Origin of the sequence: Paraburkholderia sp. CI2, assembly GCF_014201055.1 — a bacterium.
GTDB classification, from domain to species: Bacteria; Pseudomonadota; Gammaproteobacteria; order Burkholderiales; family Burkholderiaceae; genus Paraburkholderia; species Paraburkholderia tuberum.
Genome location: NZ_JACHDL010000005.1, coordinates 292,361 through 306,154, shown reverse-complemented (window position 1 = coordinate 306,154; position 13,794 = coordinate 292,361). Strand labels below are relative to the sequence as shown.

Here is a 13,794-nt window from a genome sequence, read left to right as displayed (position 1 = left end):
GGACGAGGGCGGCAACCCGCGTGCGGAAGGTATAATTCGGCTCTTGCACTTATTCCCTCGTGGCCGTGCGCGACGTCGCGCGCAGCATGGGCACGCTCCGCTGCCGCGCTTCGCAGCCATGTTCGCCTGAGCGCCGGCGCCTGTTTTCCGAGTAACCGCTAATGACCACCTCCGTTCGTACCCGTTTCGCACCGAGTCCCACCGGCTTCATCCACCTGGGCAACATCCGCTCCGCGCTGTATCCGTGGGCGTTCGCGCGCAAGATGAAAGGGACCTTCGTGCTGCGGGTCGAGGACACCGACCTCGAGCGCTCCACGACCGAATCCGTCGACGCGATTCTCGAAGGCATGGCGTGGCTTGGCCTCGATTTCGACGAAGGCCCGTTCTACCAGATGCAGCGCATGGACCGGTACCGCGAAGTGCTGAAGCAGATGCAGGAGGCGGGGCTCGTCTATCCGTGCTACATGTCGACCGAAGAGCTCGACGCGCTGCGCGAGCGCCAGCGCGAAGCAGGCGAAAAGCCGCGCTACGACGGCACGTGGCGCCCGGAGCCGGGCAAGGTGCTGCCGGAGCCGCCCGTGGGCGCGAAGCCGGTGCTAAGGTTTCGCAATCCGCTGACCGGCGTGGTCGCGTGGGACGACGCGGTGAAAGGCCGCATCGAAATCTCGAACGAAGAACTCGACGACCTCGTGATCGCGCGTCCGGACGGCACGCCGACGTATAACTTCTGCGTCGTCGTCGACGATCTCGACATGCGCATCACTCACGTGATTCGTGGCGACGACCACGTCAACAACACGCCGCGCCAGATCAACATACTGAGCGCGCTCGGTGGCGAGCCGCCGGTGTATGCACACCTGCCGACCGTGCTGAACGAGCAGGGCGAGAAGATGAGCAAGCGCCACGGCGCAATGAGCGTGATGGGTTATCGCGATGCGGGGTATCTGCCGGAAGCGGTCGTCAACTATCTGGCGCGCCTCGGCTGGTCGCATGGTGACGCGGAGATTTTCACGCGCGAGCAGTTCGTCGAGTGGTTCGATCTCGAGCACCTCGGCAAGTCGCCGGCGCAGTACGACCATGACAAGCTGAACTGGCTCAACGCGCACTACATCAAGGAAGCCGACAACGCACGCCTCGCCGAACTGGTGAAACCGTTCTTCACGGAGCTCGGCATCGACGAAGCCACACTCGCCCAAGGTCCGGATCTGACGGGCGTGGTGGGCCTGATGAAGGATCGGGCGTCGACCGTGAAGGAGATCGCGCAGAACGCCGCGATGTTCTATCGCACCCCGGCGCCCGACGCTGAGTCGCTTGCACAGCACGTCACCGACGCGGTTCGTCCGGCGCTCGCTGATCTGGTCGCTGCATTGAATACGGTCGAATGGACCAAGGAGGCGATCGCCGCCGCGCTGAAAGCGACGCTCGGCACGCACAAGCTGAAGATGCCGCAGCTCGCGATGCCGGTGCGTCTGCTGGTGGCGGGTACGACGCATACACCGTCGATCGATAGCGTGCTGATGCTGTTCGGTCGCGACGTCGTCGTTAGCCGCATCGAAAAAGCGCTTGGCTAATCCGTTGGCGGCGTGTCAGAGGTTTCGCATGCCTCCGGAGAAAATTCGAATGTAATTGCTCAAAGGGTATTTACAAAGCGCAGATCGCCCTCTAAAATCTCGTTTCTCTGATGTGCGCGGGGGTATAGCTCAGCTGGGAGAGCGCTTGCATGGCATGCAAGAGGTCAGCGGTTCGATCCCGCTTACCTCCACCAACAGAGCAGAGAGGTGAAAGTGGTTAAGAAGTCTGATGGTTGTAGAAAAAAGACTTCACAAATCGCTGAAATGTAGTTAAAGTGGCGGTCTTCGCTGTTGACCAGAAAATGGCTTGGCGAATTAACTGAAAAGTTAGCGCAAGTTGATCTAGTCAAAAGCGAATTGAGACGGATCTGAAAAGATTTTGTCCCCTTCGTCTAGAGGCCTAGGACATCACCCTTTCACGGTGAGTACAGGGGTTCGAATCCCCTAGGGGACGCCAAACATCAGCGTCGCTTTAGTATTCGAGTAGTAGAGCAGCGCAGCTTGCAGAGAATTAACCGACGTTCGCAAGCAGGGTGTAAAGACTGGAGTGGTAGTTCAGTTGGTTAGAATACCGGCCTGTCACGCCGGGGGTCGCGGGTTCGAGTCCCGTCCACTCCGCCAGACAAAGCCCGTTCACACATACTTGAACGGGCTTTTTCATTAAAGGTGTAAGCGGTACGTTGTCCCCTTCGTCTAGAGGCCTAGGACATCACCCTTTCACGGTGAGTACAGGGGTTCGAATCCCCTAGGGGACGCCAGAACATCGGCGTCGTTCGGTTGGAAGTTTGAACGGTGCAGCAGGCTGAGAGTATGGCTCGCAGGCTGCGATGCAAAATCTGGAGCGGTAGTTCAGTTGGTTAGAATACCGGCCTGTCACGCCGGGGGTCGCGGGTTCGAGCCCCGTCCGCTCCGCCAGATTTGAGAAAGCCCACTTCGCAAGAAGTGGGCTTTTTTTATTGTGCGCCCAGTATGGGCGCATTCCTGCGAGTGCAAGTCCCGCCATAAGCTGGTCACAGCGAATGAAGTGAAGTGCAACTGCATGACGGCGGCCGAATGTGGGAAGCAAGCGTGGAGCGTAAGTCGCGAGCCGATAAACAAGAACCGCATAGAAGGCGTTGCCAAGCAGGGCGGCCGGGTAATAGACCGCGAAGCTCTCGTGACCAGGGCGAAGCGGCGTAAATGCGGCGGCTGTGCCATGAAGGAGTGCGCTCTTACCTGGGGAGATCTCGCCTCATGCCTGAAAGGGCGACGGCGTCGAGCCGGAGCGAGAAGTCAGCAGAGGCCGTAAGTAGTCACAGGACAGGTCGGTGAGACTGGAACTGGTGATGAGGGGCCAAACGGGAGGGCGTGTCCAGCGCCATGACGTGGTGGACAAGGACTGGAACGGCGCGGCCACTGCTTCGTGCGCTGTGCCGACGATGCGAACGTGTATGTCCGCAGCCGTCGTGCTGGTGAGCGGGTGATGGCGCCCGCGCATAGGACCGTAACCGCTCCGTTTCTACTGCCGTTGCCGACCGCCTCCCGGAAGGCTCGGGACAAACAGCCATTGCCAGCGCGCGCGGCCTGTTTTACCGTTTATCCGACTCATCCTCGCGGTCCTGCCATGTTCGATCCCACCGAAGCTCCGTCACCGTTTCATCTGCGCACGGCCAGCATGGACGATTTCGAGTTTGCCGAGGCGCTGACCCGCAACAACATGGGCGGCTACTATCGCCGGCATCATCTGGTGTGGCGCAGCGATCTGTTTCTCGGCAGTTGGCGCGAATCGGAGAATTTCATTCTCGAAGTGGATGGCGTGCCGATGGGCGTGCTGCGTATCACCGAGGAGGGTGATTCGCTGCATATCCGCGACGTGCAGATCGCCGAAGGATATCGTCGGCTTGGCGCCGGTACGTTTCTGCTCGACATCTCGCATCAATGGGCGCGCGAGCGCGGGCTGCGCGAGTTGCAGTTGCGCGTGTTCGTCGACAATCCGGCGGCGCGGCTCTATCAGCGCAAGGGCTATAAGCTCGCCGGGCCGCGGCTCGCGCAGCTAGGCGCAATCCGTCATCTGGCGCGGCGGGTTTGAGGCGTGCCCCGCATTGGATGGCCGACGCGCAGCGCTAGTTGTCGCCATTCACCGCTCGGCGACGTCCGTCGAACCGGCTTGATCCTGTGCCGTTTCATCGTCCGCTTGCGCGTCATCATGCTCGCCGTTGCTCGCGCGATGCTCGGCGCCTCGCTCGATAAACGCGCGTGGACTCGCGCCGAACGCACGCCGGAACATCGCGGAGAAGGCGCTCTGGCTCTGATAGCCCAGTTCCTGCGCGACGTGCGACAGCGGTCGTCCCTGGCTCAACAATGGAATGGCGCGCGCGAGAATCGCCTGCTGACGCCACTGCGAAAAACTCACACCCAGCTCCTGGCGGAACAGCCGCGCGATCGTGCGCGTGCTCGCGCCCACCGTCGATGCCCACTGCTCGAGCGACTCGCCATGCATCGGGTCGGCGATCACGGCCTCGCACAGCGCGCGCAGGCGCTTTTCGCTGGGCATCGGCACGGACAGCGGCAACGGCTCGGAGCGCGTCAGTTCATCGAGCGCGAGCGCGCCGAGCAGTTGCTCGCGCGCGGCGGACAGGCCAGCCGTATCGAGCGCGGCAATCACCTCGCGCAACAGGTTCGATACTTCGACGACGCGCGGCGTATCGAGCCCGGCCGGCACCGTACTCTCGGTGATGTACAGCGTGCGCAGGAACGCATCCTCGACGGCGACCACTTCGTGCGTCACATGCGGCGGCAACCAGATTGCGCGCGATGGCGGCACCATCCATGTCGTGCCCGTCGTTGCGACCCGCAGCACGCCGCGCGACGCATACGCGACCTGCGCCCAGGCATGCGTATGACGCGCGATATGCCAGCCCGCCGGCATTGGCCGCGAGCGCACGCGGATCGGATGCATCTCGTTCGGCGCGAACTCGGGCGGTATGTCGGCGAAACGCACGCGGCTCAACAAGTCGGAGTCGGAGGACGAGGTCATGGCAAGGTCGGTTCGGATCATGGAGCTGGCAACGGCGAAGCGCGGTCGAGGCCATTCACCGCCGCGGGCATCAAGCATTGTAGGCCGTGCCCAGTTTCTGTTGCCGACGGGCCGCCGTTGCATAATGTCCCGATGGCCCCCGAGCCACCGACATCACCTCTGACCATGGAGACTCAACGACGATGCAGACCGTCTTTGTCTACGGCACGCTGCGTGCCGGTGAAACCAACGACATTAGCGAAGCCGCCGCGCGCAACGACATCCCCGCACCGAGCCTGCTCGGCAGTACCACCGTGCGCGGCCATCTGTTCGATTTTGGCGCCTATCCGGGTCTCGTCGTCGACGAAGCGGGCATCGACGTGCGCGGCGACGTCTATGAAATCGACGATGCGCTCGTCGCGGTGCTCGACGAAATCGAAGCCGTGTATCCGGGCGTCGAGGATCGTTTTCTGGCACGTGAGGTGATGGTCAAAGTGGACGGCAACGTCGTGAATTGCCGCTTCTATCCGGTCGCGCCGAGCGCGGTAAAAGGGCTGCCCGAGATCCGTTCAGGAGATTGGGTCGAACATCGGCGCACGCGCTGAGCTGGTCCACGAAGGCGAGCAAAAAAACGGCGCGCCACGTATGTCCGCGGCGTGCCGTCGTTCAAGCCGATGGGATCACCTGGCTCGAGCAGGCCCAAGGCGCTCGAGCCCGCATCATCAACACCATCAAATCTCTTCGTAAAGCGGCAGCGTCAGAAAATCGGTGAACTGCTCCGCGGTCGACATCTGCTCGAAGATCTGCGCGGCACGCTCATATGGCTTCGTATCTGCGCCCACCGTCTGTTTGACCTTGTCGAGCTCCTGCGCCGCGAGCTCGCGCACCAGTTCGACCGTCACCTTGCGACCGTCGTCGAGTTTGCCCTTCGGCGAGCGGATCCACTGCCAGACCTGCGAGCGCGAAATCTCGGCGGTGGCCGCATCTTCCATCAGGTTGTGAATCGGCACACAGCCATTGCCCGCAAGCCACGAACCGAGGTAGTGAATGCCGACGTTGATGTTGTTGCGCAAGCCCGCTTCGGTGATCGGCGTTTCCGGGCGGAAGTCGAGCAGGTCGGTCGCGGTCACGAGCACGTCGACGCGCTGCTTGCCGATCTGGTTCGGCCGATCGCCGAGCACCTTGACGAACTCTTCCATCGCGACCGGCACGAGGCCCGGGTGCGCGACCCAGCCGCCGTCGTAGCCGTCGCCCGCGTCGCGCGCCTTGTCTGAACGCACGCCGGCCATCGCCTTGTCGTTCGCGGCCGCATCGTTCCTGATCGGAATCAGCGCGCTCATGCCGCCGATCGCCGGCGCGTTGCGGCGATGGCAGGTCTTCAGCAGCAGCAGCGCGTACGCGCGCATGAACGGCGAGGTCATCGTGATCTGCGAGCGATCGGCGAGGCAGAAGTCGCGGTCGCTCTTGAACTTCTTGATCGCCGAGAAGATGTAGTCCCAGCGGCCCGCGTTCAGGCCCGAGCTATGTTCACGCAGCTCGTACAGGATCTCGTCCATTTCGAACGCGGCGACGATCGTCTCGATCAGCACCGTCGCGCGAATCGTGCCGCGCGGCACGCCGACCGCTTCCTGCGCGGCGACGAAGATGTCGTTCCACAGCCGCGCTTCGAGATGGCTCTCCATCTTCGGCAGATAGAAGTACGGGCCCGAGCCGCGCGCGATCAACTCCTTCGCGTTGTGCACCATGTACAGCGCGAAATCGAAGATGCCACCCGACACGCGCTGGCCGTCGACCTTCACGTGCTTCTCGTCGAGATGCCAGCCGCGCGGACGTACGATCAGCGTCGCGGTTCTGTCGTTGAGCCGATACGCCTTGCCGTTCTGTTCGAGCGAGATCGTGCGGCGCACCGCGTCCTTCAGATTGATATGACCGGTGATCTGATTGTCCCAGCTCGGCGCGTTCGAATCCTCGAAGTCGGTCATGTAGGAGTCGGCGCCCGAATTGAGCGCGTTGATGATCATCTTGCGCTCGACGGGGCCGGTGATCTCGACGCGCCGGCACTGCAGATCCTGCGGCAGCGGCGCAATCTTCCAGTCGCCTTCGCGCACGCTCTTCGTGGCGGCGAGGAAGTCGGGCCGCTCGCCCGCGTCAAGCCGCTTCGCGCGCTCGACGCGCGCCTGCAGCAACTGCTGACGGCGCGGCTCGAACGTACGGTGCAAGGCCGCGACGAGTTCCAGCGCTTCGCCGGTGAGGATCGCTTCAAAGCCGGGCTTGATGTCGCCGGTGATTTCCATGCCTTGCGGCAACGACAGCGAATTAGCCATGTTGTCTCCTTGGTCGGTCAGATTGCAAAAATGCGAAGGTTGAAAAGGGGGAAGTGGATTGCCGAATGCGAGGGGCGCCGTCATACGCGCGGGCCGGCGCGCTTGCGACTGCCACTGCCAGGAACTTTCGTTCGACCGCCGCCGCTCGAGCGTGGCGACGTCGCGAGTGTGTGCAGAAAGTCCAGCAGATCGTTCATGCCGCTACCGGTGCCATGCGGCGTCACGCCGAGCTCTTCGACGGGCAGGTTCTGCCGGTTCAGCCAGAACGTCGTGAAGCCGAACCATGTCGCGCCCGCGACGTCCCAGCCGTTCGACGACACGAACGCGATCTCGCGCGCGGCCACGCCGAACGCGTCGGGGCCGAGCGCATACGCGGCAGGCGAGGGTTTGTATGCGCGCACGGCGTCGACCGACAGCACGTGATCGAAGAGGGCGTTCATGCCGGCGCTCTTGACCGCGATGTCGAGCATTTGCGGATTGCCGTTTGACAGAATCGCGAGCCCCACGCGTGGCACGGCGGCGGCCTCGCGCAACGCACGCAGCACGGGCACCGCGTCGGGAAATGCGGACAGGCACGCGTATTCGTCCATCAGCCGCTTTTCGGCCGCGCGGCCGAGCGTGAGCTGCAGTCTTTTCGCGGCGAAGCGCAGCGCGTCGAGCGTGATGTCCCAGAACGGGCGGTAGTGTTCGCCGGGGGCGTCGCTGCGCGCGGCGAGCGTGCGCAATTGCGTGTATTCGATCTGCTTCTGGCGCCACAGCTGCGACAGCGCGTCGCCGTGGCTGGGGAACAGTTGCTCCGCGGCGGCGATCACCGAATGCACGTCGAACAACGTGCCGTAGGCGTCGAAAATCACTGCTCGCGGGGAAGGTGTCGTTGTGGCCGACATTGCCATGCGCTCCTGTCAGAGGTCGGGATCGATTGTATTGCTGACCTTAGGTGCTAAAAAATAGGCTAAAGATCACTTGATCTTTTACTTTTTCGTCCCTAATGTGACGCGCACTGCTCACTTTTCCGCCTCGCCGCGGCGCGTATCGTTCATGGACCGTTTCAAGCAGATCGAGACCTTCGCCACTGTCGCGGCCAAAGGGAGCCTGTCCGCGGCGGCGCTCGCCGAGGGCGTCGCGCCCGCGATCATCGGCCGGCGCATCGACGCACTGGAGGAGCGCCTCGGCGTCAAGCTGCTCGTGCGCACGACGCGCAAGATCACGCTGACCTTCGAAGGCTCGGCCTTTCTCGAAGACTGCCAGCGCATTCTTCACGACATGCAGAACGCCGAGGCGAGCGTGTCGGCGGGCGGCGTGAAGGCGAGCGGCCATCTCCGGCTGTCGGCGCCGGCCGGCTTCGGACGCCGGCACGTGGCGCCACTGGTGCCCGCGTTCACGGTCGCGCATCCGGACGTGTCGATCACGCTCGATCTGTCCGACCGCCTCGTCGACCTCGTCAACGAAGGCTTCGATTGCGCGGTGCGGCTCGGCGAGTTGCCCGATTCGTCGCTGGTGTCGCTGAAGCTCGCGGAGAACCGGCGCGTATGCGTCGCGTCGCCCGCGTATCTGAGCCGGCGCGGCGCGCCGCACAGCCCGGCCGATCTCGCGCGCCACAACTGCCTCGCGCTCGGCGCCAGCGCGAACCAGCAGCGCGGCTGGATGTTTCAGCACGACGGCAAGGTCGTGTCGATCAAGGTGTCCGGCACGATGGAGTGCTCGGACGGTGCGGTGCTGCACGAATGGTGTCTCGCCGGACACGGGCTCGCGTGGCGCTCGTGGTGGGAGGTCGGCGCGGAGATCGCGACGGGCCGCCTCGTCAGCGTGCTCGACGAATTCGCCGCGCCGCCGATCGGCATCCACGCGGTGTTCCCGCAGCGCCGTCATCTGCCGCTGCGGGTGCGGCTGTTTCTGGACTTTCTCAAGCATACGTACGGTGAACCCGGTTACTGGGACTGATGCGCCAATCTCCAGACAGACGCGAATACCCGCATTCATACGCATTACAATCGTTTCGAGCAGCCTGCACCCTGGGCTTTGTTGGACGCTGACGCCGTGCTGCGGGCAACCGGCGACGGAGGGGATCATGTTCAGGCACATCCTGGTTCCGACCGATGGTTCAGATCTGTCACGCAAGGCGATAGCGGGCGCGATCGACCTCGCGCAGGCCGTGGGCGCCCGCGTTACCGCATACGCCTGTCTGCCGCAATATCCGTACTCGCCGTTCTCCGATGTCGTGGTCGAACCGCCCGGCGAGTTCCTGCAACGCAGCGAGCGTGAGGCGCGCGTGCATCTGCGCGAAGTCGAGCATGCGGCGCACCGCGTCGGCGTCAGTGTCGAGAGCCGCACGAGCGTGCATCCGGCGCCGTATCTCGGCATCATCGAAGCGGCCGAGCAGGGGCGCTGCGACGTGATCTTCATGGCATCGCATGGGCGGCGCGGGCTCGGTAGCCTGCTGATCGGCAGTGAAACGCAGCGCGTGCTCACGCATACGAAAATTCCTGTGATCGTCTATCGCTGAATCGCTTGGCACTGCCGGCAGCGTGCCGGCATGCACCGCCTTCGAAAAAAAGCGCGCCGGCGGCGCTGCCGGCGCGTTCAGGTTCGCCGCGCGCTTGCCGCGTGCTGGCTTCTTTGAGACTCTCCGGCCGTCGGCGTTCGCGCTGACGCTCCTGCCAATCCAGGACGGCACGGCCCTCCCTGCGTCGGCGGCACTCTGGTGGTGCCGCTCGACGTTTGCCGATCGTTGCTGCGCTCAGGCCACGGGACTGCATAACCCGACTGGCTGATCTCAGGCGACCTTCTTGTCGAAGAACTGCTCGTTTTCCGTCGAACCGTGCAGCGCGGTCGTCGATGCTTCGCGCTCGACCGTCTGCGTGACCGCGTCGAAGTAGCCGGTGCCGACTTCACGCTGATGCTTGACCGCGGTGAAGCCTTTTTCGGCCGCCGCGAACTCCGCCTGCTGCATTTCGACGAATGCGGTCATCTGGTTGCGCGCATAGCCGTACGCGAGGTTGAACATCGAGTAGTTCAGCGCGTGGAAGCCGGCCAGCGTGATGAACTGGAACTTGTAGCCCATCGCGCCGAGTTCGCGCTGGAACTTCGCGATCGTCGCATCGTCGAGGTTCTTCTTCCAGTTGAACGACGGCGAGCAGTTGTACGACAGCAGTTGATCCGGGTACTCCTTGTGGATCGCGTCGGCGAATTTCTTGGCGAACTCGAGGTCCGGCTTGCCGGTTTCGCACCAGATCATGTCTGCGTACGGCGCATAGGCGAGGCCGCGCGAGATTGCCTGCTCGAGACCGGGCTTTGTGCGATAGAAGCCTTCGACGGTACGCTCGCCGGTCAGGAACGGGCGGTCGTTGTCGTCGATGTCCGAGGTCACGAGGTCGGCGGCTTCCGCGTCGGTGCGGGCGAGCAGCACGGTCGGCACGCCCGACACATCGGCGGCCAGACGCGCGGCTGTCAGCTTCGCGACGGCTTCGCGGGTCGGCACGAGCACCTTGCCACCCATGTGACCGCACTTCTTGACCGATGCGAGCTGGTCTTCGAAGTGCACGCCGGACGCGCCCGCTTCGATCATCGCCTTCATCAGTTCGAACGCGTTCAGCACGCCGCCGAAACCGGCTTCCGCGTCGGCCACGATCGGCGCGAAGTAATCGACGTAGCCTTCATCGCCCGGGTTCTTGCCTTCCGACCACTGGATCTGGTCGGCGCGCGTCAGCGTGTTGTTGATGCGCTTGACGACGAGGGGCACCGAGTTGGCCGGATACAGCGACTGGTCCGGGTACATTTCACCGGCGACGTTGGCATCGCCCGCGACCTGCCAGCCCGACAGATAGATTGCCTTCAGACCAGCCTTCACCTGCTGCATCGCCTGGTTGCCGGTCAGCGCGCCGAGCGAGTTGACGAACGGCTCGTCGTTGACGGCGGCCCACAGCTTTTCCGCGCCGCGCTTCGCGAGCGTGTGCTCAGGTTGCACCGAGCCGCGCAGACGCACCACGTCTTCGGCCGAGTAGGTGCGCTTGACACCTTTCCAACGCGGGTCCGCTTCCCATTGCTGCTTGAGTTGCTGCACTTGCTGTTCGCGGGTCATGGTCATGATGTGCTCCTTCGATGCCAGTTATGGAGGATGGGTGACTCTGTCTTCTCGAAGCGTCGGGCCCGGAGAGGCGTTCTGTTTCGTGAAGTCTTATATAAGAGTCTAGGCAAATCGAAGGACGCGCAATAGACGCCGCAAAGCGTTTTTCCAATATTTATTTTTATATAAAATCAATGACTTGATGCTTGCGTTTCGCGATAAGAAACGATATTTTCCCTGTTGCAATAGTCCTTCTTGTGCCTTGCAGCATGATTTTTTACGACGCAAAAAATTTTTTTACATCGTGAAATTTGGGGCGGGCAGTCGATAGACGAAAAAAAACCGGCGCCCGAGCGCCGGTTTTCTTCAGTGTCACGGACGGCGCGAAGCCATCCGGTCGGTCAGGTGGGTCGCTATTAGCTGCCGCGACGTGCCGAACGGGGACCGTCGTTGCGGCGCGCGCCGTAGCCGTCGCGCGAGCCACCGCCGAAGCCTTCGCGCGAACCGCCGTGGCTTTCGCGCGAGCCGAAGCCTTCGCGCGAACCGCCGGCCGACTTGTTGCCCCAGCCGCCGCCGTTGCTGTTGCTGTTGCTGGTGCCGTTACCGTTGCGCGAGCCGCCGTAGCCGCCCGGCTTGCCCGAGCCGCTGCCGAAGCGACGGCCGTTACCACCGCCAGGACGGCCGCGGCCGCCGAAGCCAGGACGGCCGTTGCCCGAGGGCGCCGCCTTGCGCGGCTCGAAGCCTGCGACGACGTTGACCGGAAGCGGCGTGCGCACGAAGCGCTCAATTCGCTTCAACGCGCCCTGTTCGGCGTGATGCACGAGGCTCACGGCGATACCCGAGCGACCCGCACGGCCGGTACGGCCGATACGGTGCACGTAGTCTTCGGCGAACTTCGGCAGGTCGTAGTTGAACACGTGCGTGATGCCCGGGATGTCGATACCGCGAGCGGCGACGTCGGTCGCAACCAGCACGCGCACGCGGCGCTCGCGCAGTGCGCGGATCGTGCGGTTACGCGCGCCTTGCGGCAGGTCGCCGTGCAGCGCGGCCGATTCGAAGCCGGCGTCGGCCAGACGGCCCGCCAGCTGGTCGGCGTCCATCTTGGTGGCCGTGAAGACGATGGCCTGGTCGAGGCCGTCGTCACGCAGCAGATGGTCGAGCAGACGGTCCTTGTGATCGCGGTCGTCGACGTAGTGGACGGTTTGCGCGATGTTGGTGCGCTGTTCCATGCGCTGGACGATCTCGATCCGCTCCGGGTCCTTCAACAGACGGCCGGTCAGCGAACCGATCTTGCCGTCGAGCGTGGCCGAGAACAGCATCGTCTGGCGCGTAGCCGGCGTAGCGGCGACGATCGTTTCGATGTCTTCGATGAAGCCCATGTCGAGCATGCGGTCGGCTTCGTCGAGCACGAGGATCTGCAGTTGCGACAGATCGATGCGGCCGCGCTCGAGGTGGTCGATCAGACGGCCCGGCGTTGCGACGAGGATTTCGGGGTTCTTCGCGAGCAGCATCAGTTGCTGGCCATAAGCGACGCCGCCGAGAATGCTGAGGGTGCGCAGGCGCTTCAGGTGCTTGCCGTACGTCGCGGCGGCGGTCGTGACCTGCATCGCGAGCTCACGGGTCGGGGTCAGCACCAGCATGGTCGGACGCGCGACCGGCTGCGGACGGCGGCCGCGGCCACCGTCGGCCGGGCGCGGTTCGCGCGGCTGGCTCGCCTGCGTCTTTTGCAGCTGCGAGAAACGCTCGATGGCGGGCAGCATGAACGCGGCGGTCTTGCCCGAGCCGGTCGGGCTCGAAACCAGCAGATCGCGGCCGGCGATCGCTGCCGGCACCGCGCGTTGCTGCACCGGCGTCGGGTGCTCGTAGCCGGCGGCGGTCAGCGCGGAGACGACGTCCGCGGACAGGCCGAGCGACGCGAAGGTCGGCTTGGCGTCAGCCTGCGCGGCGGCTTCGGGAGCGGCGGGCGAAAGACCGAGTGCTTCGTCGCCGATGGCGTTCAACGGGCTGCTGGAGGTATTGCTCAAAGTCATGTGAATCCTTGAAAACGATCCTGGGTGGTTCATCGGATGAAAACGTCAACGCCAATCGGCATACCCAAGTCGTCGGATTCAGCGAGCAAAACAGCAGCGAGCAAATCGAAAAACGGGGGCAACTCGCGACAATGAAGGCGAGTTTTTCGTTAGAAGCTGTATCGGATGCGACGTGCCAACATGGCGAGTCGCCAGCCTGGGACTTGAGCCCGGAGTGGGCTAGGCAGAAGGGGACAGGTTCTAAACTGGATTGGAGCAAACGCTATGGACGCTGCGCCGCGAGGACCGCTGGAAAAGACGGGCAAAGCAGTGAAGCGCAGGCAGGATTATAGCGACATTTGCTGCACTGCGCCACCATTCAGGCAGTTCCGACAGAAGAAAGTGCCGGAATGAAGTAGGCGAGTGAGGGCGGCGGCCCGGAGCTTCGTGTCCGAAACCGCCGCGAGGCGGTCGCAGCATTGCCAGACGGCCATTTCGGCAGATGATTGGCGCGCCGGAAACTCAGGCCGCGGTGCCGCTCTTCAGCGATTCGACGAGTTCGACGTATTGCTGCTTCGCAGCGTCCTGCGCGGTGCCCTTGAGCGCCGCCCACGCATCGTACTTGTATTTGCCGACGATGTCGGTGAAGCCCGGCTTGTCGCCGTGCACGTCGCCTTCGCTCGCCTGCTTGAAGAGCGCATAGAGACGCAGCAGCGTCAGGTTGCCCGGACGCTCGGGCAGTTGCTTGACGTCTTGCTGGGCTTGCTCGAACTGGGAATTGATGTCGGTCATGGTCGTTTGGCCCGCGTGGCGGGATAGATGAGATCGGCCG

General features: G+C 63.5%; 12 protein-coding genes and 5 tRNA genes. 11 read left to right on the top strand and 6 right to left on the bottom strand.

Annotation, left to right across the window (positions count from 1 at the left end):
* Positions 1–161 precede the first annotated feature (161 nt).
* The 7 genes from gltX to HDG32_RS10410 all read left to right on the top strand — a co-directional run bounded on the left by gltX (position 162) and on the right by HDG32_RS10410 (position 3,639).
* Positions 162–1,571 carry a glutamate--tRNA ligase gene (gene gltX / locus HDG32_RS10440; RefSeq protein ID WP_184066261.1) on the top strand — a complete coding sequence of 470 codons (1,410 nt, stop codon included), beginning with the start codon at positions 162–164 and terminating at the stop codon, positions 1,569–1,571.
* 118 nt (positions 1,572–1,689) lie between these two features.
* A tRNA-Ala gene (locus tag HDG32_RS10435) sits at positions 1,690–1,765 on the top strand.
* A 187-nt stretch (positions 1,766–1,952) separates the two neighbouring features.
* Positions 1,953–2,028 (top strand) — tRNA-Glu (locus HDG32_RS10430).
* 87 nt (positions 2,029–2,115) lie between these two features.
* Positions 2,116–2,192: transfer RNA gene (locus tag HDG32_RS10425), tRNA-Asp, on the top strand.
* Positions 2,193–2,253: 61 nt separating this feature from the next.
* Positions 2,254–2,329, top strand: a tRNA-Glu gene (locus HDG32_RS10420).
* An 80-nt stretch (positions 2,330–2,409) separates the two neighbouring features.
* Positions 2,410–2,486: transfer RNA gene (locus HDG32_RS10415), tRNA-Asp, on the top strand.
* A 688-nt stretch (positions 2,487–3,174) separates the two neighbouring features.
* Positions 3,175–3,639: a GNAT family N-acetyltransferase gene (locus HDG32_RS10410; protein WP_018417609.1), complete on the top strand. Its 465-nt coding sequence runs from the start codon at positions 3,175–3,177 to the stop codon at positions 3,637–3,639.
* A 48-nt stretch (positions 3,640–3,687) separates the two neighbouring features.
* Here the strand turns inward: HDG32_RS10410 and HDG32_RS10405 are convergent, their stop codons facing one another.
* Complete coding sequence (locus HDG32_RS10405; RefSeq protein ID WP_184066258.1) at positions 3,688–4,587, bottom strand: helix-turn-helix domain-containing protein; 900 nt, start codon at positions 4,585–4,587, stop codon at positions 3,688–3,690.
* Positions 4,588–4,769: 182 nt separating this feature from the next.
* Here HDG32_RS10405 and HDG32_RS10400 point away from each other — a divergent pair, with 182 nt between their 5' ends.
* Positions 4,770–5,171: a gamma-glutamylcyclotransferase gene (locus HDG32_RS10400; protein ID WP_184066255.1), complete on the top strand. Its 402-nt coding sequence runs from the start codon at positions 4,770–4,772 to the stop codon at positions 5,169–5,171.
* A 126-nt stretch (positions 5,172–5,297) separates the two neighbouring features.
* Here HDG32_RS10400 and aceB read toward each other — a convergent pair whose 3' ends face one another.
* Together aceB and HDG32_RS10390 are read right to left on the bottom strand one after the other, a co-directional pair.
* Complete coding sequence (gene aceB, locus HDG32_RS10395; RefSeq protein WP_184066252.1) at positions 5,298–6,890, bottom strand: malate synthase A; 1,593 nt, start codon at positions 6,888–6,890, stop codon at positions 5,298–5,300.
* An 80-nt stretch (positions 6,891–6,970) separates the two neighbouring features.
* Positions 6,971–7,777 carry a haloacid dehalogenase type II gene (locus HDG32_RS10390; RefSeq protein WP_184066249.1) on the bottom strand — a complete coding sequence of 269 codons (807 nt, stop codon included), beginning with the start codon at positions 7,775–7,777 and terminating at the stop codon, positions 6,971–6,973.
* 151 nt (positions 7,778–7,928) lie between these two features.
* Between HDG32_RS10390 and HDG32_RS10385 the strand changes: the two genes are divergently transcribed.
* Together HDG32_RS10385 and HDG32_RS10380 are read left to right on the top strand one after the other, a co-directional pair.
* Positions 7,929–8,831 (top strand): LysR family transcriptional regulator, encoded by a 903-nt coding sequence (locus HDG32_RS10385; protein ID WP_184066246.1) that lies wholly within the window; start codon positions 7,929–7,931, stop codon positions 8,829–8,831.
* 127 nt (positions 8,832–8,958) lie between these two features.
* Positions 8,959–9,393, top strand: coding sequence for a universal stress protein (locus tag HDG32_RS10380; RefSeq protein ID WP_090800630.1), 435 nt, complete (start codon positions 8,959–8,961; stop codon positions 9,391–9,393).
* Positions 9,394–9,663: 270 nt separating this feature from the next.
* On the opposite strand, the gene aceA is transcribed toward HDG32_RS10380, so the two are convergent.
* Complete coding sequence (aceA, locus tag HDG32_RS10375; RefSeq protein WP_184066334.1) at positions 9,664–10,968, bottom strand: isocitrate lyase; 1,305 nt, start codon at positions 10,966–10,968, stop codon at positions 9,664–9,666.
* Positions 10,969–11,369: 401 nt separating this feature from the next.
* A complete protein-coding gene (locus HDG32_RS10370; RefSeq protein WP_184066244.1) occupies positions 11,370–12,983 on the bottom strand; it encodes a DEAD/DEAH box helicase in 1,614 nt (537 codons plus the stop codon).
* Positions 12,984–12,991: 8 nt separating this feature from the next.
* On the opposite strand from HDG32_RS10370, the gene HDG32_RS10365 reads away from it, so the two are divergent.
* Positions 12,992–13,315, top strand: a complete 324-nt coding sequence (locus tag HDG32_RS10365; protein ID WP_184066241.1) for a hypothetical protein — start codon at positions 12,992–12,994, stop codon at positions 13,313–13,315.
* A 169-nt stretch (positions 13,316–13,484) separates the two neighbouring features.
* Here HDG32_RS10365 and HDG32_RS10360 read toward each other — a convergent pair whose 3' ends face one another.
* Positions 13,485–13,754: an acyl-CoA-binding protein gene (locus HDG32_RS10360; RefSeq protein ID WP_184056944.1), complete on the bottom strand. Its 270-nt coding sequence runs from the start codon at positions 13,752–13,754 to the stop codon at positions 13,485–13,487.
* Positions 13,755–13,794 lie beyond the last annotated feature (40 nt).

Coding starts and splice junctions, on each gene's coding strand:
- gltX (WP_184066261.1), top strand. CDS start 162: ATGACCACCTCCGTTCGTACCCGTTTCGCACCGAGTCCCACCGGCTTC.
- HDG32_RS10410 (WP_018417609.1), top strand. CDS start 3,175: ATGTTCGATCCCACCGAAGCTCCGTCACCGTTTCATCTGCGCACGGCC.
- HDG32_RS10405 (WP_184066258.1), bottom strand. CDS start 4,587: ATGACCTCGTCCTCCGACTCCGACTTGTTGAGCCGCGTGCGTTTCGCC.
- HDG32_RS10400 (WP_184066255.1), top strand. CDS start 4,770: ATGCAGACCGTCTTTGTCTACGGCACGCTGCGTGCCGGTGAAACCAAC.
- aceB (WP_184066252.1), bottom strand. CDS start 6,890: ATGGCTAATTCGCTGTCGTTGCCGCAAGGCATGGAAATCACCGGCGAC.
- HDG32_RS10390 (WP_184066249.1), bottom strand. CDS start 7,777: ATGTCGGCCACAACGACACCTTCCCCGCGAGCAGTGATTTTCGACGCC.
- HDG32_RS10385 (WP_184066246.1), top strand. CDS start 7,929: ATGGACCGTTTCAAGCAGATCGAGACCTTCGCCACTGTCGCGGCCAAA.
- HDG32_RS10380 (WP_090800630.1), top strand. CDS start 8,959: ATGTTCAGGCACATCCTGGTTCCGACCGATGGTTCAGATCTGTCACGC.
- aceA (WP_184066334.1), bottom strand. CDS start 10,968: ATGACCCGCGAACAGCAAGTGCAGCAACTCAAGCAGCAATGGGAAGCG.
- HDG32_RS10370 (WP_184066244.1), bottom strand. CDS start 12,983: ATGACTTTGAGCAATACCTCCAGCAGCCCGTTGAACGCCATCGGCGAC.
- HDG32_RS10360 (WP_184056944.1), bottom strand. CDS start 13,754: ATGACCGACATCAATTCCCAGTTCGAGCAAGCCCAGCAAGACGTCAAG.